This window comes from Vitreoscilla massiliensis (genome assembly GCF_001457815.1).
Lineage (GTDB): Bacteria > Pseudomonadota > Gammaproteobacteria > Burkholderiales > Neisseriaceae > Vitreoscilla > Vitreoscilla massiliensis.
This window is the reverse complement of sequence record NZ_LN898218.1, coordinates 156159-176037: the sequence shown is the minus strand read 5'-3', so window position 1 is coordinate 176037 and position 19879 is coordinate 156159. Positions and strand designations below refer to the sequence as shown.

Here is a 19879-nt window from a genome sequence, read left to right as displayed (position 1 = left end):
CACAATGGTTATCCGTGCGCGGGCATGGGTAACCATTAGTATAAAGCGGCCTGTAAGAGCGTGAAGCAGTGTTTGTCAAAATAACAAATCATCTATAAAGAGCAAATGAATGAGGAGAATAAAAGTGTTGAAACAAATGACTTTTTTGTCTTTGATGGGCTGTAGCGGTGTGGCGATGGCCGATGTGGTGTTGTATGGACACATCAAGGGCGGTATTGGCTATACCAGTGGCAGCGGTGATGGGAGCATCACCCAAATGGAAGATTACAAATCGCGCATTGGTTTTCGGGGCAATGAAGACTTGGGCAATGGCTTACAAGCCATTTGGCAAGTTGAACAGTTTACGCCCATTTCAGGTGCCGAATCTTCTAGAGGTTGGAATAATCGGGATACTTTTATTGGTTTGAAAGGCGATTTTGGTACTGTCCGCGCTGGCTATATCAGTGATGGCATGATGGACACTGCCGATCAAAAATTGATTGTTGATCCATGGGAGTGGAATTTGAATGCCAATAACCCTAAAGGTGTGGCCAATTTTACCCGTGTAGACAAACGCTTACAGGGTATTCGTTATGATTCCCCGCAAATGGGTGGTTTCAAATTCAATGTGACCCATCAATTGGCCGATAACGCCGCTCAAAGTGATTTTGAAACCGCCAGCACCGTCAACCAAGCGACTGTTTTGGCCGCGACCTATGAACATGCAGGTTATTTTGCCAAAGGTGCTTATGGTTTGTACAAACACCAAAATGAAGACAGCAATCAACATTTAAATGATGCACAAGTTGCAAGAGTCATGGGGGGATACCGTGCCAAAAATATGTTGGCAGTGCTGGCATACCAATACACTGAGGGTTTTAAAGGTTTATGGGCCACACCTGCAAGTGTAGGCAATCATGCCCAAATCGGCAAAACAGACGTCAAAACGCATGAAGTCTTGGGAAATTTTGCCTACACCATGGGTGCATTTACGCCAAGGGTAAGCTATGTGTATGGTTTTGATGAACGTCATGCAGGCATAGGGAAAGTCGATAACACCCATTACAATCAAGTGATTGTGGGGGCAGATTATGCCTTGTCGAAGCGTACTACTGTTTTGGCCAGTGCCGGTTGGAAAAATGCCCCTTACGCCTATGCGGTGAATGCAGCAGGGAAAAAAACAGGCTTAGACAATGATGTGTATTCTGTAGGCTTGGGCTTAAGGCATATGTTTTAAAACAAGTGGATAGCGGATTGATTGAACGAACGTGCTTAGAAATTGCATCATCAAATCGGCTAGAACAGACGAGGGTGATGCAATCTCAGTGTTACTGCGGTGCTAACAATCAACAGTGTCGATGTGCTTATGGCATTGAACTTTTCGATATCCGTCAACCAAAGAAGCAACCGATATTTCGGTTGCTTCTTTGCGATTTATCATGCTAGATGGCTGTGTGCCGAGCCCGTTGCCTTTGTTGATACAAGCTTCTCGCCATCAATGACGAGACAGCAAGTCAGTCTTGCAAGATGCAATTAAGTTTTTGAGTTACGGCCGATATGTTGCTTGCTGTTTCAAACGTCATGGCATCAATGTTCCAATTTTCTTAAAAAATAATCTGAAAACAGTTTTTGTAAACGGTTTGGCTTTTTGCCTGCTTTCCACGCCACGCCCAAATCCATGGTGGGCACGGGAGTGGTCAATTTGATGCGGTTGATGCGTTTTCCTTCCAGTGACCAAGGGCGGTATACCGCATTGGACAAGATACAAATGCCGCTGCCATTGGCGACCATGCTGCGCACGGCTTCTACTGAGCTGGTTTCCACAAAAATATTGGGGCTGGCACCATACATCTGCCAGTGTTTTTGCGTGGTCAAATGGGCCTCATCCACGTTCAGCATGATGTAAGGCTCATTGACAATGTCTTGATAATCCACTTGCTCTTTGGTCAAAAGCGGGTGATTGGATGAGACCCACAAGGTTCGAGATGATTCTAAGAACGTTTTTACCTGTAATTCTGGGTGGTTCACATTAGAGCTGAGTAAGACCGAAATGTCTAATTTTTCATCAAGCAGCTGTTGTTCTATCTGAGTCCTTGCCATCTCAAATATCTTAAATTTGACATTGGGATACATGTTTTGCAGGTGTTGCAAATGGGCTGGTAAGTAATATCCCAATACGGTATAGCTGGCGCCGATTTTAAGCTCACCGCTAATGTCATTACTGGTGTTGTGTAGATGTTGTGAGCGTTCCAAAGTGCTCAACATGTCGTAACAATTGCCCAAAAATTGCTTGCCTGCTTCGGTCAAGATCATGCGTTTAGACGCTCGCACAAACAATTGCAGATTCAATTTGCTTTCTAAGTCTTTGATGGAGATGGTGATGGCGGATTGGGTAATGTTAAGTTCTTGTGCTGCCATGGAAATCTGTCCCAGTTCGGCCGTGCATACAAAATAGCGAATTTGCCTAAATGAAATGTCAGGAATGCGCAATTCTCTCTCCAAGTGATTGAAAATGATTTATAAAATAGCAATATATAAAAATATTTTATACATAAGTATAAATAAATAAAAGTTTTTATTTATATTTATTTCAGCTACCATGAATTTCCCTTGATTTATTAGAAATCAAAATATATGTCTAAACAATTCATAGATTTGAACTCGGATATGGGTGAAGGATTCGGCCCATGGAAGGCGGGTGATGGCACGGATGATGAAATCATTCAATTGATTTCCTCGGCCAACATCGCAACGGGATTTCATGCTGGAGACCCCAACATCATGGCCAAGACAGTGCAATTGGCCAAAGAGCATTCTGTAGGCATAGGTGCACATCCAGGCTACCGTGATTTAGTGGGCTTTGGTCGGCGCACCATCAATGCCAGTCATCAAGAGTTAATCAACGACATCGTCTATCAAATGGGTTCATTGTCCTTATTTGCAAAATACCAAGACCTGCCCATACAACATGTCAAACCTCACGGTGCTTTGTACATGACTTTGGCCAGTGATTTGGAGTTTTCAAAACAGTTTGTGGAAGTGGTTCAGAAACTTGACCCCAATTTGCTGATTTTTTGCATGGATGTTTCTGCAACCTACAAAGCAGCGCAAGCATTGGGCATGAAGGCGGTTCGGGAGTTTTATGGTGACCGTCACTACGATGATTCGGGCAGTATTGTGTTCACCCGTCAACAAAAAGCCTTAGAGCCGCAAGCGGTGGCAGAAAAAGTATTGGAAGCGTGTGTGAATGGGCGAGTGAAAACCGTGCAAGGTAATTGGATTCCCATTGAATTTGATTCCGTGTGTATTCACAGCGATACTCCCCGCGCTTTGGAGCTTATTCGTGCAACGAAAATCTCGTTGGAACAAGAAAACATAACAATTGCAAATCAATTTGCATCATAAGGAGCAGTCATGTCTACAGTAGAAATATACAGCCCATTACCAGGTACTTTTTACAGCAAAGCAGCACCAGACCAGCCAGATTTCGTGCAAGTGGGGGATAGCGTGAGTGTGGGACAGGTCATCGGTTTGATTGAGGTGATGAAGCAATACAATGAATTGACCTCTGAAGTGGCTGGTAAGGTGGTGGCTCTTGAGATTCAAAATGGCGATGAAGTGGATGCGGGGCAAGTGGTTGCCGTGATTGAGGCTTAAGAGGAGGGGTGTGATGAAACGATTATTGATTGCCAATCGTGGTGAAATTGCAGTGCGCATTATCCGTGCTGCCAAAGAATTGGGTATGACCACGATATTGGCACACAGCAGCGCCGACAAGAGCAGTTTGGCGGCCATGTTGGCAGATGAATGTGTGGAAATTGGGCCTGCAGCTGCGGCCAAGAGCTATTTGAATGTCCCAGTTATTTTACAGGCCGCATTGGATGTGCGTGCGGATGCGATACATCCAGGCTATGGTTTTTTGGCTGAAAACGCTCACTTTGCGCGGCAAGTACAGGCTGCAGGCATGATTTTTGTGGGACCTGATGCCGATACCATAGACATGATGGGTGACAAAGCTCAGGCCAGAGCCACTGCGATTGCTGCTGGTGTGCCAGTCGTACCCGGCAGTGAAGGCGTGTTAACCGACATGGCTACTGCCTTATTGGCCGCGCAAGAAGTTGGTTTCCCATTGATGATTAAAGCTTCTGCCGGTGGCGGTGGCAAAGGCATACGCATCGTGGAAGATCCCGAGGATTTTGCTAAAGAATTTGAAGCTGCGCAGCGTGAAGGTTTGGGTGCGTTTGGTGACAATGCCATGTACCTGGAACGTTTCATTTCTCAAGCCAGACACATCGAAGTTCAGGTATTGGGTGATGGTGAGTCGGTGGTGCATTTGTTTGACCGCGAATGCTCGTTGCAACGACGTCGTCAAAAAATTTTGGAAGAAGCTCCATCACCGGCTTTAGATGATGCCACCCGCAGCAAAATCTGCGAGTCTGCCGTCGCCTTGGCGCAAAGTGTGAATTATAAAGGCGCGGGTACCATGGAATACCTGTTTGATGACAGAAGCGGTGAGTTTTTCTTTATTGAAATGAACACACGCATTCAAGTGGAACACCCGATTACCGAAATGATTACCGGTGTGGATTTGATTCGTGAGATGTTGCTGATTGCCTTTGGTGACCAGCTGAAACTCAAACAAGAAGATATACACATCAAAGGCGCGGCGATTGAATGCCGTATCAATGCAGAAGACCCTGCAAACAATTTCCAGCCCAATATCGGCACCATCCAAAAATTGACTTGGGCCACAGGTCCTGGTGTGCGCATTGATTCCATGCTGTATGAAGGTTATGGCGTGTCGCCATTTTACGATTCCATGTTGGCCAAAGTCATTGTTTGGGATAACACCCGTGCTGATGCGCTCAAACGCATGAAGCGGGTGTTGGCAGAGTGTGAAATTGAGGGTCTGAAAACCACATTGCCGTTGCACCAAATGCTGGTTGATGATGCCGACGTACATGCTTCGCAGTTTCACACCAATTGGTTGGAGCATTGGCTACATCACCAATATTCAGCCAGCCCATCCTCACTGTAAATACCCCCCATCAATTCGCACAACCATGTTTGCATTTCGGAGGAGAAAATAATGTCTTTACGCTATACCTTTGGTGGGGACGAATTCATCTTTGTTGAAATCAGCGAAGCCATGTCATTGCAGTCGTTCTTTACCAGCATGGCCATTACCAAACGCTTACAAGAAGAAGCCGTTGCGGGGGTGATAGAAATCTGTCCTGCCAACGCATCTTACCAAATCAGGTTCAATCCTGATGTCATTCATCCCGATGCCATGCTCGCAAAATTGCAGCAGTTGGAGCAGGAGTTATCCAGCGACAATATGGTATTGGAAACCAGATTGATTGAAATACCGGTGCTTTACAACGACCCTTGGACCAATGAAACCGGTGCCAAATTCAGAGAAAGGCATCAAGATCCTAGTTCTACAGATTTGGAATACGCTGCCCGCATCAATGGTTATCCAAGCATTGATGATTTCATTACCGCCCACAGTGCCTCGCCATGGTTTGTATCCATGGTGGGGTTTGTGGCGGGTCTGCCGTTTATGTTTCAGATGGTAGAGCAGGCCAAACAATTGCAAGTGCCCAAATACCTGCGTCCGCGCACCGATACCCCCAAGCTGACTTTGGGCCATGGCGGCTGTTTCAGTTGCATTTATTCGGTGCGTGGCGCTGGTGGTTATCAAATGTTTGGGGTCACTCCCGCACCCATTTATGACCCTGAACAAACCTTGCCTTATTTAAAAGAAATGATGGTGTTTTTCAGGCCGGGTGATGTGGTGAAATTCAAGCCCATTAACCGTCAGGAGTACGATATTGCCATGGAACAAGTGGCGGCTGGAACGTTTGATCTCACGGTCAAAAACATCGTTTTCAATTTGCATGAGTTCTTGGCGAACCCACATCAATATAACCAACAATTGATAGGAGCCCAAGCATGAAGCGCACAGTAAAAATCATCAAACCGGGTTTGGCCATTTCCATCCAAGATCAGGGTCGTCAAGGCTATTACCATTTGGGCATCCCACCTTCCGGTGCCATGGATCAATACTCGTTTGTCGCGGCCAATTTATTGGTGGGTAATCCCAAACATGCGGCGGTTTTAGAGTGCACACTGATGGCGCCTGAATTGGAGTTTAGCGCGGACACGGTGATTGCCATTACTGGCGCGCAACTGGTTGCCAAAGTCAATGGTGAAGAGATTCCAACCAATGCCACTTGTCGCGTGCCAGCTGGCGGTGTTTTGACCTTGGGTTTTATGACGCTGGGAGCCAGAGCCTATATCGCTTTTGATGGTGGTATTGATGTGCCTGAAGTATTGGGCAGTCGCTCATTTTATGGTCTTGGCAGTTTGGGTGGGCTCAATGGCAAAAAGCTGGAAGCTGGGGACGTGTTACCACTCGGACACGCTCATGCAAAAGTGCATGAATGTGTGTTGCCTGAGCATTTGCGTGCACCCTTGAACAAACACCAAGAAATTCGTGTGATTAAAGGTTTGTATGACCACCGCTTAAGCGATACAGGCCGTGACAGTTTTTATGCTGATGAGTGGAAGGTGGCCAGTGAGGCCGATCGCATCGGTTATCGCTGTAAAGGTGGTCAAGCGCTGACTTTTATAGACCGAGAGCCACCTTTTGGTGCCGGATCAGACCCTTCTAATATCGTCGATGCCCCATATCCGATAGGTTCGATTCAAGTTCCGGCTGGCGTGGAACCGATTATTTTGCACCGTGATGCGGTGTCTGGTGGTGGTTATGCGATGGTGGCGACTGTCATCAGTGCCGATATGGATGTCATTGGGCAGTTACAGCCCAACTATGTCATGAAGTTCAAGGCGGTTTCTATGGACGAAGCTTTATTGGCTCGCGCCCAATACCAGCAGCGATTGCAACAATTGGAGGACTTTTTTACGCAAGCATAAATACCATTTTTAAGTATTGAGTAGTTCGCCCGCAAAAAAAGAGATAAAAAAATTCTACTTAGGAGAAAGTCATGGCAGGTGTAATGAAGAATAGCAACGAGCATGAAACAAGCGATGCTTCCACCCAAATCGTCAGTGAACAGGACCGGGCCAATAAAGGGTCTCTGACCATGGCGTGGTGGGGCGTCTGTAGTGCTATGTTTTACATCGTGGTGGGTGTCGCCATGGCCAAAAGCTATGGCACCGTCAATGCCATCATCGGCTTGGTGATTACGGTATTGGCCTATGGCATCATCAATGGCATCATCAGCAAATATGCGATTGAAACAGGTTTGTCTGTGGGTTTGTTTTCACGCGTTTTGTTCGGTTCCAAAGGGGCGGCTCTGGCCACCTTAATCTTTTTTGCCACCGCAACGTATTATGCCATTTTTGAAGGTTCGGTCATTGCCGTCACGCTCAATCATATGTACCCCTCTGTTTCCTATACGGTAGCAGCTTTGGTGGTGGTCTTATACAGCGTGCCATTGATTTTTGGCAGTGTGCAAACATGGTTGGATAAGTTTAATGGGGTGTTGCTGCCATTTTATATTTTAGGTTTGATTGTGGCGGTGATACTGGCCACCAACACCTATGGCTACAGCGATGCATGGCTCAGAATGGGTCCTGAAAATCCATCTCCTACCGGCTGGTGGAATGTCTCTGTGTATTACATGGGTATCTGGGTATTGATGATGTTCACATTCGACTTTGCCCGTTTTGGCAAGAAAGAAGACGTGAAATACCATGTGTTGTTTAATTTTGGAGTGCCATTTTATCTGTTGGCCTTCTTGCTCAGTGGTTTGGTGGGCATTTATCTGGTGGGTACCATGCCGCATTCTGGTGATTTATCAGAGGTGTCGGTGGCTTTCGATTTGGTGAAATTAATGGGTGTTGCCGGTTTGGTGTTTGTGTGGATTACCCAAACCCGTATCAATACCGCCAATTACTTTTTGGCCACCACCAACTTGCAAAGCTTTTTTAAGGATGTGTTCAATATCCATTTAGGTAAAATCGCTTGGGCAGTGGTCGTGGGCATCATTGTCTACCTGCTGATGTTGGTGGATGTGTTTGCGTATATCTTGCAGGCTTTGGCTTATCAAGGCATTTTTGTGGTGGCGTGGGTCGCGATTGCGTTAACCCACATCTTGCACCCCAGACGCAAAGAAATTTTTGGCGACATTCCAGAAATCAGAGCCGAAATGTTACCAAAATTCGATAAAAGCGGCTTGATTGCATGGCTGAGCGCCTCGATTTTGGGTTGTGTCTTGATGAATTTGGGCGACCAGTTTGTGAATTGGTACGCAACAGTCACATTTGTGGTCGCAGCGTCTATGTATTTAATGTTGATGCCCAGAAAGAAACAAATCTTAGTGACGCCATAATGGCTGACGGTTGAATGCCCTTAAGTGAATTAAGGGCATTTTTTAATTCCGTTAGCTTGCATGTGGGTGGGTGTTTGCCTGTGTGTGTCAACTATGGTCCGAGCCATTCTATTCTGGGCAAGCACCGCTGTTTAAGATGAGGGCAAACATCTTAAACTGGGAGAAAAATATGGCTACAGCAAAAGGCTATTGGATTATTGAATGTCAGCCCGTGACCAATCAGCAGGCGATGGCGGCGTATGCGGCTGCATGGGACAGCATTGCCGAGCGTTTTCAGGCGCAGATGCAAGTGTGTACCAACGAATTGCAAGTGGTGGAAGGTGAGGGTGCGACGCGGGTCATTGTGGTGGCGTTTCCCAGCTACCAAACCGCACTTGCTTGCTATCACAGCACGGAATACCAACAGGCCAAAAGCCATGCGCTGCAAGCCATGCAGCGCAGATTCACCATTGTGGCGGGCATGGAAGAAGCCGCGTAGTTCACACCAGTGCTGTGTCAGTGGATGGCAAAAACTCAAGAAGGTATAGCGGCCTGTTGTAAGCCATTTACAGGCCGCTTATTAGCAAAAGTAACCCTTAAATGAACCGCATTCACTGGTATTGGGCAGTGAAAAGTGTGAGGTTAGGTTCTTCAATGGGCAGATTGAACGTATGCAATGCATGCATCGAATGTCAGACAGATGCTGCCTGTAAAGTACAGTCAAACCGAATTTAGAAAATGACACGATGGATGAACCGCATCTTTAAGCCAAGAGCGAGAAGCAGGTGCATGCTGAATCACATGATGAAATAACTTAAACCACACATGAATTGACTCCTAAGCTAAGCAATCCTAATAAGCGGCCTGTAAATGTTTTACAGGCCGCTTGTACGTTAGAACACAGCAAGGTTTAAGAGCAGTAATCGCTTTGTTGGTGGGCAATCAAAGAAACGGCGGCGTCCCACACCATTTGCAAATACTGTGGGGTTTCTTCGGCTTGGAATTGTTGGGCGGTAAATTCACACACTGCGGCATCAGGGTAAACCAATTCGCTGCCAGAAGAGGTGGCTTTGATTTGGGCTTGGCAAGCCCGCTCCAAGAAGTAAATGGTGTAAAACGCATCGGCCACACTGTTGCCGGCGGCGAGCAAGCCGTGGTTGCGCAAAATCATCGCTTTGGTGTTGCCCAAGTCTTGTACCAAGCGCTCACGTTCATCCAAAGACAAGGCGATGCCTTCGTATTGGTGGTAAGACAGGCATTGGTAAAATTTCAATGCGTGTTGGGTCAGGGGCAATAAGCCGTGGGCTTGGGCGGAAACGGCCATGCCGTCGGCGGTGTGGGTATGGATGACGCAATGGATGTCTGGACGCGCATGGTGTATGGCCGAGTGGATGACAAAGCCTGCCACATTGACGTTTTTGCCTTGGTCATAAGCGGCGACGACCTGGCCATCGTGGTCGATTTTGACCAAGTCTGAGGCCTTCATGTGCTCAAACATCACGCCGTAGCGGTTGATGAGAAAGTGATTGGGTTCATCGGGCACGCGTATGCTGATGTGGGTGTCGATTAAGTCGGTCATGCGGTAATGGGCTATCAAACGGTACAAAGCGGCCAAATCACAGCGTGCTTGCCATTCTGCTGCGGATACCGTTTCTTTTAAATTCACTGCGGCTAACATGTTTTCTCCTAGGGATGGTATGGGATTAAACAGCGGATTGCATGGGTTGCTGGCTCACAAAATCGGCGATGTTTTGCATGGCTTGGTTGATCAGGCCTTGCATCGCGTCTTCGCTGCTCCATGCCACATGCGGGTTTAAGATGAAATTGGGCTGTTGGATGAGCTGAAATATGGGATTGTCTCGCTGTATGGGTTCGTCCAGCACCACATCCAAAGCCGCACCGCCCAATTGTTGCTGCAAGATGGCATCAATTAAGGCCGCTTCATTGACAATGCCACCGCGGGCGATGTTGACAATCAAGGCATGGCGCTGCATTTGGGCAATTTCGGCGCGGTCTATCATATTGGTGGTTTCGGGCGTCAACGGACAACACGGGGCGATGACATCGCATTGTTGTAACAAGGTGTTTAAGCTCAAATATTCCGCGCCTGTGTATTTGCCATTGCGGTCGAAATAAAACACCTCCATGCCGACATTGCGCGCCAATTCGGCCAAACGGGTGGCGATGGCACCGTTGCCGATGATGCCGAGTTTTTTGCCGCGCACGTCGCGGATTGGGTAATCAAAATACACGTTTTGCACTGGGGCGGCACCGGTAGCGACGCGTTGCATCAATTGGTGGTAACTGCCGGTTTGGCGCATCAGCATGAAAATCATCGCCAAGGCGTGTTCGGCAACGGTATTGCCAGCATAATCAGGCACGTTGGTGACCCGTATGCCATGTTCTTGGCAATAATCCAAATCCACCATGTCCATGCCGGTTAAGGCCAAGGAGATCATCTGCAATTTGGGCAGTTGTTGCAGCTGTTGGCGTTGCAAAGGCACGGTGCCACAGGTGAGTATGATGCTTGCATCTTGTAGGCGGCTTACAGTATCTTCTGCTTCCGTGTGCTCATATTGCGTCCATTGGTGCGCAAAAGGCAGTTTCAGCAAGTTCACGTTGGGGCTGAGACCGTCAAAATCAGGAAATACGATGTGGTGACTCATGCGAAACCTTTTTGATGTGTGGTGTTGTTGGCGCTTAAGACTCAGACCCGTATGTGGCCATGTTCCAAACGCTATGAAGGTGCAACAGCGGTGTGTTCAAGCACTGACTTTGATTTTAAGCTGAATAAATTATGGCGATAGTAAGAAACGGACAATCCATTGTAGTTTTGTCAGTCGTGCTCAGACAGCAAAGGGCGGCCTTGCAGTGATGGATGTGGCAACAGCAGGGTGGTCTGGCTTAAATGTGCTATCTTCAGTCTTAAATCTCCTATTATGCCGGCCTGTAAAGCCCTATATTGTGCTTAGGGTAATGAAATTGTTTGTGATAAGTTTTTGATATTAATGAGTTATGTGTGAATTTGGGTGGGCACGGTCAATATGCCTACTGGAAATGCGCACACAGTCTATTGAAGGTGGTCATAACCATGATTGAATTGTTCGACAGTCCTTACGATGAGCCCTTGCCTTCGGCAGACGTGTTGTCTGAGTTTCAACCCGATATGCGGGTGGCGTTTATTTTGATGGATAAATTTACCTTGGCACCGGTCACCGGCTTGGTAGAGTCGCTGCGTTTTGCCGCCGACCAATCGTTCCGCAGCCACCAACTGTATTGCCGCTGGGATTGGATTACCATCAATGATGAGCCGATTTTGGCCAGTTGCGGTCTGTCCATCAATCCGACCAAAGCCTTTGATTTGCACAGCTTGAAAACCGAATACGACTATGTGGTGCTTGCCGGTGGTTTGTTGAGTGAAACCCGCCAACCATCCGAGCAATTGCTGCATGTGGTCAAAGAAGTGCATGCGGCCAAGATTCCGCTGATTGCGCTGTGTTCGTCGTCGTTTGTGCTGGGCAACGCCGGCATTTTGGATGGGCGCAAATGTGCGGTGCACTTTGCCATTCGCGATGAATTCATGCGCCGCTTTCCCAAAGCCATCGCCTTGGTGGACAAGAGTTATGCCGAAGACAAAGGCGTGTTTACCTGTCCCGGTGGCATTGCCATTGATTTGGCGGCCAATTTAATCCGCCACCATTGCGGCGATGTACGCGCGCAAAAAGGCTTGGAATACCTGCTGATTAACAATGAAAAAAATTGGTTCAATCCGCACAAAGCGGCGGTGTTTGAAAGCCCAGACATTTATGAAAATGCGCTGGTATCGAAAGCCATTGCCTACATGAGCGACAATTTGAGTGCGCATGTGACTTTAAAACAAGTGGCCGAGTATGCGCGCACCAGTCCCAGACAGTTGCACCGTGCTTTTGTTGCCAGCACCGGCGAAGCGCCGGCCAATTATTGGCGCAAACTCAGGCTAGAACACGCGCGCAAGCTGTTGTCCAACAGCAATATTTACGTCACCACCATTGCCAATGAATGCGGCTTTTCTGATGCCTCGCACTTTATTTTGTGGTTTAAGAAACAATATGGTGAAACACCGTATGCCTATCGCAAACGCCGCCATGGTGTCGACATGCTCAAAATCATCAAAAGCATCTGATTATTGATTCATAAGCGGCCTGTAAACCCGATGCGATGGTTTACAGGCTGCTTTTGTATGGCTTAACAAGGCTTTAAGCCGCCGGTGGTGTTTGGCGGTACACGCTTTGGGTATTGGCTTCAAAATAGGCTAATTCATTCAAACGACGCTGTTCCGACCAAGCCAATATCTTAGCGGCTTGGTGCGACAAGGCTTCGGCGCGGTCTCTGCCCAAATCTGGATTGAGGCCATCGGGCAAACGGCGGCGAATCAAATCCACCAAACGCACCACATGCTCGGTGGCGATGATGTGCTCGATGTCATCCAAGTGAATTTGTGTGCCCTTGAGCAAGCCTTTGGGCGCTGGTTTGCGCTTACCCAAGCGTGCTTCCACCGCTTTGGCCAACAGGCGTCCAGCGTGGCGGTGCAACATGATGGTCGAGCCAGTTAAAGTCAAAATATTGGGGCGGTGCGCCTGCTCACTGACGCGCACCGGCAAATGGGTGGTTTGCCCATCCAAGGTCGAGGTGGGGCGCACGCCGCACCAGCTGTGATGCACATCTTGGCGGCTGAGGTTTAAATCGGGAAACAGCAGATTCATTTCCTGCAAGATGTAGTCGACCTCATGTTCTTGTACTTGTACGGTGTCGGGATGGTCTTTGAACACGGTTTCGGTTGGGCCGATGAAATGGTAATCGCGCCACGGGAACACGTAAAACGGCTCGCCCTTGCTGGAAAACGCTTCCAAGCCGTGTCCTTTATAGGCATCGGGCAGTCGTATCATCACGTTCACCCCTTTGACTCCCAAGACCCGTTGCTCGCTGCCACCACCGCCGGCCACTCGGTCTACCCAAGGCCCGGCGGCATTGATGACCAAAGCGGCCTGTATCACGGCTTGGCCGCTGTGTTCGGGCGTGTTGTCTTGCACGCTCACTTGCCATTGTTGGCCGCAGCGCTCTATGCCGGTGACTTCAGTATAGGTGCGAATCACGGCACCGCGTTGCTGCGCATCCAAGGCCGTGTCAACGCAAATGCGCTCCGGCCAAGCATACATATACTCATCAAACACACCGATGCTGTTCACTTCGGCATTCAGGCCGCTGACCAAGGCGCTTTCGTGGGCGGCCTGTGCTTTTGACAAACGCCGATAGCTTAAAGGAATTTTCCATTTGCCCAAGGCTTCGACCACGCGAAAGCCCATGTCTACCAACCACGGTGGGTAACGGTCATGGCTGCGAAACGGGTAATGGAAGCGGTGTTTGGTCAAATGACTGGGCATGTCTATGGCCAATTCGGCGCGGCAATGCATGATGGCGGCGGTATAGCGCAGGCGTTGCAACACATCCAAAGGGCGAAACAGCATTTGCCATAAAGGATAACGCACCGCCAAATAGCCCAAACCCGAATACAGCATGCGGCTGGAACGGGATGAGGTGCCTGAGGCGATGTCGGCGCGGTCGAGCAACAGCGTTTTGTAGCCCCGACCAGCCATCTCGCGCGCAGCAGCGCAGCCGACGGCGCCCGCGCCGATGATGACCACATCAAATTGGCTTTGGTGCAGTGTGTGTAAGTCCAAATGAGGCATGGGTGTCTTCTCCAACAAGGGCAGTGATAGGGTCTTGTGATGATGAGGCAGAGGACTGCAAATCTGTCCTCAGTGTGCAAGTTATCGGTGGCGGTTTACAGGCCGCATGAACACAGCAAGCGGCCTGTAAACCCAGTTCTCAGCCTTAATCAGGCAAATACGCCGTGGCCTGTATTTCAATCAAATAGTCTGGGCTGGCCAATTGTGCACCGACACAGGCGCGGGTGGGTTTGGCGCTGTCGCTGAGCCAGGCATCGTAAACTTGGTTCATGGCCTCAAAATCGGCCATGTCGGCCAGCCAAATTTGGATGCGCGTGAGTTGGTTTTTATCGGCACCGACGGTGTGCAATAGGGTTTCCAATTGCTTTAACACGCAGCGGGCTTGTGCACCGATGTCGTGATGGCCGTCTTGTGCCACCAAGCCGGCGGTTTCGATGCGTTTGTCACTGATGATGATTTGGCTGATTCTGTCGTTGCTGTGGTAGCGGGTAATCGCGCTCATGGGCTGGCCTTTTAAAAAATGCAATAGGTTTTGCGAAAGTCGGCTTTGATGTCCCACACGCCTTGGGTATGGGCTGGAAAAAACACCGCATCGCCGGCGTGTAAGGTGATGGCTGCTCCTTCATCAGGCGTGAACACACACCAACCTTGTAAGATGTGGCTGAATTCGCGCTCTGCTACCGCACGGCGAAATTGCCCCGGTGAGCTTTCCCAAATGCCAATTTTGGTGCCACTGTCGGTGGCGGTTTGGTCTTGGGCGGTGCGGAAGTGGGCGATGGGTGTGCCCAGTGGCAACAAGGCGGCTTGGGCTGTGCCCAACTCTGCCATCTCGGTTTGTTGCAATACCAAAATATTCTGATTCATCGGCTGCTTTCTGCTAAAAGAGTGCTAAGCGGCCTATAAGGTGTATTACAGGCCGCATGGAGATTAAGCGTTGGCCTTGTTGATGCGTGAGGCTGCATCCAAATCCATGGCATCCACATCGGGTGCCAAAGCCCAAGCCGACCATGCACCAATGAAACAAATGACAGCGGCGACGATCATGGTGGCACCTATGCCCCAATTGACCAAGGCGAAAGGCAATAAATACGTACCTATGGCCGCACCGATGCGAGTAATGGAGGTACCCAAACCCACTGCCGATGCACGCACTTCGGTTGGAAACAATTCATTTGGATACACGTATTCCATCACTTGTGCACCGCCAATAAATACCGCATAGCCACCAAACAACACCAAGACGATGAGCGGCGACGCATCTGGATACAGGCCGAGCAAGAACAGCATCACCCCAGACCATAAAAAACTGTGGAACAACATGCGTTTGCGTCCCATGACTTCAATCAACAAAGTAGCCGCAATACAGCCTATCAAGAATAAGATGGTGATGGCCACTGAGCCCCAAGCGGCCATGTCGCCGGTCAAATGCAAGGCTTGCAACACTTGTGGCGCAAAAGCATAGATGGCGAATAAAGGTAAGATGGCGCAAGTCCAGAAAATATTGACGAATAACATGCGTTTGCCATAGCCAGAGTGGAACAATTCAGATACCGTAACCTTGCTGTCTTCGTCCACATGCTGCTCAGACAAGTCGATAATTGAGTATTCTTGCCCATATATCTTTTTGATGACGTGGTCGGCTTCTTCAATACGGCCTTTATTGAGCAACCAACGCGGTGATTCAGGCGTGCCCGCACGGGCAATCAAGAAGATGGCACCAGGGATGATGGAGCTGGCCAGTACATAACGCCAAGCATCGGTAATGCCAGAACGCATGATCAATTCACCGACAATGTAGGCCACCGCCGCGCCTAAGAACCACACCGATACCATGGCTGCCAAACGCGGTCCACGGCTTTTGCGTGGGAGAAACTCGGCCAGAAAAGAGGTGGCGATGGGGTAATCGGCGCCGACAGCGATGCCGATGAGCAAGCGCCAAACAAACAGCATCCATGCCGATTCCACCCAGAATTGGGCAACCGAAAAGCCAACTATCGCCACCAAGTCTAATAAATACAATACTTTGCGGCCGTATTTGTCGGTAAACCAACCGCCCAAAAAGCCACCGATGAACACACCGATTAAGGCTGAGGCGGCAATCAGCCCTTGCCAAGCGGTCGACAATTGCAAATCAGTGGAGATTTGCAACATCACCACGCCCAAGATGCTCAACACATAACCATCTAAGAATGGGCCACCGGCTGAATAAAAAGTCAATTTTTTGTGAAATGCATTTAATGGAATGTCTTCTAAGGGTATTTTGTTTCTCATGCTGATTTCCTTTTCTCTTTTGTATCGCTAAGGTTGTGGCCTTGCTATTGTTGTTATGCATTGCGCTTTGTTTGGCAATGGCACATGTTCACAGTAAGACTCGTGGGCTGAACACATTTTTATTATTGTCAGGTTTGTGGGTATGGACATATAAAGAGCGAGGCAGAATCTAGTACAAACGGGACAATGTGATTTTCAGCTGGTATCAGACGAAAATAGCGTTTATGTGGCTTGTACAGGAAATAAAAGTGTAGCCAACTGGGTTTGTGCCAATACTGCGGTATTTTCTGCCAATAAGGTGCAGAACTCACTGGCAAATTAACAGTTTTAGCGTGTGTGTTGTGCACCAAATGGGTAGCAAAGTTGAGGTTGATTGGTTTTAAGCAGCACCATGTCATGTTCATACCATATCTTGTGCGATATATCCTATTTCTCTGTCAGATTGCGTTCAATAATGAAGGCACATAAAAACAATCACCGGAGAAACAGACATGAGCACCATTAAGCATTTGCCTAAAGACAACTTAGCTTGCGGTTGGTACCACACCAGTGCCAAACGCACCCCAAAACCTGCATTGACCGGCAATATCGCGGCGCGTTTTGTGGTGGTAGGGGCGGGTTTAACTGGCTTGGCCGCCGCCCGCCAATTGGGTTTGCGTTTTCCCAATGATGAAATCGTGTTGGTTGAAGCGCAAGAAGTGGGTTTTGGTACTTCGGGTCGTAATTCTGGCTTTGCCATCGACTTGCCCCATGATGTGGGTTCGGACGATTACATTGGTGAAATCAACAGCGCCAGACACCAATTAAGATTGCAAAAGCAAGCGCAAGAAATCATCAAATCTGTGGTGGCCGAACACAATATTGATTGCGGTTTGGAACACGCTGGCAAATACCAAGCGGCGATAGAGCCAGAAGGTTTGGCGGTATTGGAGTCTTACAAAAGTGGCTTAGAGCGTTTGGGTGAGTCTTATACCATTATTGAGCAAGACGAATTGCCACAGCATTTGGGCACCTCGTTTTACAAACGCGCCTTATTCACTCCTGGAACCATTTTGATACAGCCCTCGGCCTATGTGAAAGGCGCGGCCGACAGCTTACCCGCCAATGTGACCCTTTATGAGAACACCGCCATTACCTCGGTGGATTACGGTGCCAAAGTGACCTTAGGTCATGCCCATGGCACGATACAGGCCGATAAATTGGTGTTGACCAACAATGCGTTTGCCTCCAGCTTCGGCTTCTTAAAAAATCGCTTATTGCCCATTTTCACCTATGCCAGCATGACCCGCCCGCTGAATGAAGAAGAGCAAGCGGCTTTGGGTGGCAAATCGACTTGGGGCATCATTCCCGCCCACCCATTTGGCACCACGTTGCGCCGCACGCCTGACAACCGTTTATTGGTGCGCAATTCCATGACTTTCAATCCCAATGGCAAATGCACCGATGCGCATTTGAAAACCGCCTATCAGCGCCATGTGCAATCGTACCAAAACCGTTTCCCGATGTTGCCGAATGTGGAATTTGAATACACATGGGGTGGGGCGATGTGTTTGTCGCGCAACCACATGACTTTCTTTGGTGAGTTGGCGCCGAATGTGTATGGCTCTTTGTGCTGCAATGGCTTGGGTATTACCCGTGGCACCATAGGCGGACATTTGTTGGCGGATTGGTTGGCTGGCGATCGCAATGAGTCTATCGATTACCTGCTCAATGCCGAAAAACCATGCGCCAATCCACCCGAGCCTTTGTTGTCTACCGGTGTGAACGCCAATTTGATGTTGGGGCAACGCAAAGCCGGTTTGGAAGCCTAAAGCCTGAGTGATATCAATCTCGATAACAAGCTAAACCAAGCGAGCATCTCACTGTCACTGGGTGTATCGCCAAGATAAGCACATAAGCGGCCTGTAAACCCACATAAGGCTTACAGGCCGCTTCTATCAGCAGGTGTTATGGAGTAACCATTGATTGGAAAGCATGAGCATGAAATTAAACCTGACCCCACCGTTAAAGCGCAGCCATTGGTTGCAAGAAACCTCATTTGCCAACGATGCCATGACCTGTTTACAACACACCGAAGAAGCCGATGTGGCCATCATCGGCGGCGGTTTTGTCGGTTTGTGGACGGCGTTGAGCATCAAAGAGCAAGCGCCCGATTGTAAGGTGGTGATTTTGGAACAAGACGTGTGCGGCGGCGGTGCCTCGGGACGCAATGGCGGCTTTGTGATGTCGTGGTGGCCAAAAATCGCCTCGTTGCGCAAGTTTTGTAGCGCCGAGCAAGCCTTGTTTTTGGCGCAAAGTTCAGAAAACGCCATCAGCGAGTTAGGGCAGTTTTGCCAACAACATGGCATAGATGCCCATTTTACCCAAAAAGGCTGGATTTGGACCGCCACCACCGCGGCGCACATAGACACATGGCAAGACACGATGGCCGCATGTGAGCAATTGGGTGCACAGCCGTTTGAGGTATTGGACGCAGCCGATGTGGCCAAGCGCACGGGTTCCAACAAACATTTGGCCGGTATTTTTGAACAAAGCAATGCCACGGTACAGCCGGGCTTGTTGGTGCGCGGCATGCGTCGCGTCGCTTTGGAACAAGGGGTATTGGTATACGAGCAAAGCGGCGTGAGCGAGATACAGGCGGGCTCAACGGCCACTTTGCTGACGGCGCAGGGCAAGGTGTTGGCCAAACAAGTGGTGTTGGCCAGCAATGCTTGGGCCGCCTGTGTGCCCAGTTTGCAGCAGGCAATGGTGCCGGTGAACAGCTCCATCGTCTTGACCGAGGCCATGCCCGAAACCTTGGCTGACATCGGTTGGGATGGCGAAGAAGCGCTGACCGATTCGCAATTGATGGTGAATTATTACCGCACCACCAAAGACGGGCGCATTGCTTTTGGTAAGGGCACGGGGGCGATAACATATGGTTCGACGATTGGCCCATTGTTCAGTGAGGATGCGGCCTGTATCGATTTGACCGAGCAGCATTTTCGCATGACTTACCCGCAATTAAGCCACATCCGTACGGTGCAAGCATGGTCAGGCCCGATAGACCGCACTTATGACAGCTTGCCGATTTTTGGCCAATTGGCAGGACACAGCAATATTCATTACGGCATAGGCTGGAGTGGCAATGGTGTCGGGCCCAGCCGCATCGGTGGACGCATCTTGGCCAGTTTGGCCTTGGGCAAACAAGACCAGTGGAGCACCTGTGCCTTGGTTAACCGCCATTATCAAAAATTCCCGCCTGAGCCGCTGCGCTATTGGGGTGGTAAAGCGGTGAGGTTGGCCGTGATGAAAAAAGAACAAGCCGAAATGCAAGGGGCAACGGCGCCTCGATTGGCGTTGTGGTTGGCAGGTTTTGCGCCATCGGGTTTGGAAGACAAGGCTTAAGCTGACCATGCTTAAATCAAACCCAGACATGACTAAGATATTGTTTGTTTTGCCATGTATTTGCTGATTTTTTAAGTTTCTATCCTCTCCTTTGTAAGCCGATAGCCCATGACTGCCAGTGGGATATCGGCCTTTTTTTGTGGATTGAGAAACGGTTTGTGCTGTGCTGGCGTTGCG

General features: G+C 49.1%; 18 protein-coding genes. 11 read left to right on the top strand and 7 right to left on the bottom strand.

All coding sequences use genetic code 11. The features are described 5' to 3' along the window. Positions 1 to 109 precede the first annotated feature (109 nt). Positions 110 to 1216 (top strand): porin, encoded by a 1107-nt coding sequence (locus BN3003_RS04880; protein ID WP_082625551.1) that lies wholly within the window; start codon positions 110 to 112, stop codon positions 1214 to 1216. Positions 1217 to 1566: 350 nt separating this feature from the next. Here the strand turns inward: BN3003_RS04880 and BN3003_RS04875 are convergent, their stop codons facing one another. After that, positions 1567 to 2469: a LysR family transcriptional regulator gene (locus BN3003_RS04875; protein ID WP_159061395.1), complete on the bottom strand. Its 903-nt coding sequence runs from the start codon at positions 2467 to 2469 to the stop codon at positions 1567 to 1569. A gap of 144 nt (positions 2470 to 2613) precedes the next feature. On the opposite strand from BN3003_RS04875, the gene BN3003_RS04870 reads away from it, so the two are divergent. The 7 genes from BN3003_RS04870 to BN3003_RS04840 all read left to right on the top strand — a co-directional run bounded on the left by BN3003_RS04870 (position 2614) and on the right by BN3003_RS04840 (position 8817). Continuing rightward, positions 2614 to 3384: a 5-oxoprolinase subunit PxpA gene (locus BN3003_RS04870; protein ID WP_058355538.1), complete on the top strand. Its 771-nt coding sequence runs from the start codon at positions 2614 to 2616 to the stop codon at positions 3382 to 3384. Between the two features lie 9 nt (positions 3385 to 3393). Then, complete coding sequence (locus tag BN3003_RS04865) at positions 3394 to 3636, top strand: acetyl-CoA carboxylase (protein WP_058355537.1); 243 nt, start codon at positions 3394 to 3396, stop codon at positions 3634 to 3636. 10 nt (positions 3637 to 3646) lie between these two features. Further along, positions 3647 to 5017, top strand: a complete 1371-nt coding sequence (locus BN3003_RS04860; RefSeq protein ID WP_407701089.1) for an acetyl-CoA carboxylase biotin carboxylase subunit — start codon at positions 3647 to 3649, stop codon at positions 5015 to 5017. 51 nt (positions 5018 to 5068) lie between these two features. Further along, the gene (locus BN3003_RS04855) at positions 5069 to 5938 is read left to right on the top strand and encodes a 5-oxoprolinase subunit B family protein (RefSeq protein WP_058305609.1); all 870 of its coding nucleotides are present in this window, start codon (positions 5069 to 5071) and stop codon (positions 5936 to 5938) included. Continuing rightward, the gene (locus tag BN3003_RS04850; protein WP_058305608.1) at positions 5935 to 6918 is read left to right on the top strand and encodes a 5-oxoprolinase subunit C family protein; all 984 of its coding nucleotides are present in this window, start codon (positions 5935 to 5937) and stop codon (positions 6916 to 6918) included. Before BN3003_RS04855 ends, BN3003_RS04850 begins: the two co-directional genes overlap by 4 nt. 83 nt (positions 6919 to 7001) lie before the next feature. Then, complete coding sequence (locus BN3003_RS04845; RefSeq protein WP_234333025.1) at positions 7002 to 8339, top strand: purine-cytosine permease family protein; 1338 nt, start codon at positions 7002 to 7004, stop codon at positions 8337 to 8339. 169 nt (positions 8340 to 8508) lie between these two features. Next, entirely contained in the window at positions 8509 to 8817 is a 309-nt protein-coding gene (locus tag BN3003_RS04840; RefSeq protein ID WP_058305606.1) for a DUF1330 domain-containing protein, read from the top strand. 411 nt (positions 8818 to 9228) lie between these two features. Here BN3003_RS04840 and BN3003_RS04835 read toward each other — a convergent pair whose 3' ends face one another. Together BN3003_RS04835 and BN3003_RS04830 are read right to left on the bottom strand one after the other, a co-directional pair. Next, a complete protein-coding gene (locus BN3003_RS04835; RefSeq protein ID WP_058305605.1) occupies positions 9229 to 9996 on the bottom strand; it encodes a class II aldolase/adducin family protein in 768 nt (255 codons plus the stop codon). A 25-nt stretch (positions 9997 to 10021) separates the two neighbouring features. Continuing rightward, a complete protein-coding gene (locus tag BN3003_RS04830) occupies positions 10022 to 10984 on the bottom strand; it encodes an NAD(P)-dependent oxidoreductase (protein ID WP_058305604.1) in 963 nt (320 codons plus the stop codon). 425 nt (positions 10985 to 11409) lie between these two features. Here BN3003_RS04830 and BN3003_RS04825 point away from each other — a divergent pair, with 425 nt between their 5' ends. Then, positions 11410 to 12480 (top strand): GlxA family transcriptional regulator, encoded by a 1071-nt coding sequence (locus BN3003_RS04825; protein WP_058355655.1) that lies wholly within the window; start codon positions 11410 to 11412, stop codon positions 12478 to 12480. 73 nt (positions 12481 to 12553) lie between these two features. Here BN3003_RS04825 and BN3003_RS04820 read toward each other — a convergent pair whose 3' ends face one another. From BN3003_RS04820 to BN3003_RS04805, 4 genes are all read right to left on the bottom strand, one after another. Further along, positions 12554 to 14044 carry an FAD-dependent oxidoreductase gene (locus tag BN3003_RS04820; RefSeq protein ID WP_058305603.1) on the bottom strand — a complete coding sequence of 497 codons (1491 nt, stop codon included), beginning with the start codon at positions 14042 to 14044 and terminating at the stop codon, positions 12554 to 12556. A gap of 145 nt (positions 14045 to 14189) precedes the next feature. Continuing rightward, positions 14190 to 14546, bottom strand: coding sequence for a RidA family protein (locus BN3003_RS04815; RefSeq protein ID WP_058305602.1), 357 nt, complete (start codon positions 14544 to 14546; stop codon positions 14190 to 14192). 11 nt (positions 14547 to 14557) lie between these two features. After that, positions 14558 to 14908: a cupin domain-containing protein gene (locus tag BN3003_RS04810; protein ID WP_058305601.1), complete on the bottom strand. Its 351-nt coding sequence runs from the start codon at positions 14906 to 14908 to the stop codon at positions 14558 to 14560. Positions 14909 to 14971: 63 nt separating this feature from the next. Continuing rightward, on the bottom strand, positions 14972 to 16315 hold the full coding sequence (locus BN3003_RS04805; protein ID WP_058305600.1) for an MFS transporter: 1344 nt from the start codon (positions 16313 to 16315) through the stop codon (positions 14972 to 14974). A gap of 491 nt (positions 16316 to 16806) precedes the next feature. On the opposite strand from BN3003_RS04805, the gene BN3003_RS04800 reads away from it, so the two are divergent. Together BN3003_RS04800 and BN3003_RS04795 are read left to right on the top strand one after the other, a co-directional pair. Next, positions 16807 to 18126: an NAD(P)/FAD-dependent oxidoreductase gene (locus BN3003_RS04800; protein ID WP_058305599.1), complete on the top strand. Its 1320-nt coding sequence runs from the start codon at positions 16807 to 16809 to the stop codon at positions 18124 to 18126. A gap of 163 nt (positions 18127 to 18289) precedes the next feature. Beyond that, a complete protein-coding gene (locus tag BN3003_RS04795; RefSeq protein WP_199822550.1) occupies positions 18290 to 19702 on the top strand; it encodes an NAD(P)/FAD-dependent oxidoreductase in 1413 nt (470 codons plus the stop codon). The last annotated feature ends 177 nt before the right edge of the window (positions 19703 to 19879 follow it).

Coding starts and splice junctions, on each gene's coding strand:
- BN3003_RS04880 (WP_082625551.1), top strand. CDS start 110: ATGAGGAGAATAAAAGTGTTGAAACAAATGACTTTTTTGTCTTTGATG.
- BN3003_RS04870 (WP_058355538.1), top strand. CDS start 2,614: ATGTCTAAACAATTCATAGATTTGAACTCGGATATGGGTGAAGGATTC.
- BN3003_RS04865 (WP_058355537.1), top strand. CDS start 3,394: ATGTCTACAGTAGAAATATACAGCCCATTACCAGGTACTTTTTACAGC.
- BN3003_RS04855 (WP_058305609.1), top strand. CDS start 5,069: ATGTCTTTACGCTATACCTTTGGTGGGGACGAATTCATCTTTGTTGAA.
- BN3003_RS04850 (WP_058305608.1), top strand. CDS start 5,935: ATGAAGCGCACAGTAAAAATCATCAAACCGGGTTTGGCCATTTCCATC.
- BN3003_RS04845 (WP_234333025.1), top strand. CDS start 7,002: ATGAAGAATAGCAACGAGCATGAAACAAGCGATGCTTCCACCCAAATC.
- BN3003_RS04840 (WP_058305606.1), top strand. CDS start 8,509: ATGGCTACAGCAAAAGGCTATTGGATTATTGAATGTCAGCCCGTGACC.
- BN3003_RS04835 (WP_058305605.1), bottom strand. CDS start 9,996: ATGTTAGCCGCAGTGAATTTAAAAGAAACGGTATCCGCAGCAGAATGG.
- BN3003_RS04830 (WP_058305604.1), bottom strand. CDS start 10,984: ATGAGTCACCACATCGTATTTCCTGATTTTGACGGTCTCAGCCCCAAC.
- BN3003_RS04825 (WP_058355655.1), top strand. CDS start 11,410: ATGATTGAATTGTTCGACAGTCCTTACGATGAGCCCTTGCCTTCGGCA.
- BN3003_RS04820 (WP_058305603.1), bottom strand. CDS start 14,044: ATGCCTCATTTGGACTTACACACACTGCACCAAAGCCAATTTGATGTG.
- BN3003_RS04815 (WP_058305602.1), bottom strand. CDS start 14,546: ATGAGCGCGATTACCCGCTACCACAGCAACGACAGAATCAGCCAAATC.
- BN3003_RS04810 (WP_058305601.1), bottom strand. CDS start 14,908: ATGAATCAGAATATTTTGGTATTGCAACAAACCGAGATGGCAGAGTTG.
- BN3003_RS04805 (WP_058305600.1), bottom strand. CDS start 16,315: ATGAGAAACAAAATACCCTTAGAAGACATTCCATTAAATGCATTTCAC.
- BN3003_RS04800 (WP_058305599.1), top strand. CDS start 16,807: ATGAGCACCATTAAGCATTTGCCTAAAGACAACTTAGCTTGCGGTTGG.
- BN3003_RS04795 (WP_199822550.1), top strand. CDS start 18,290: ATGAGCATGAAATTAAACCTGACCCCACCGTTAAAGCGCAGCCATTGG.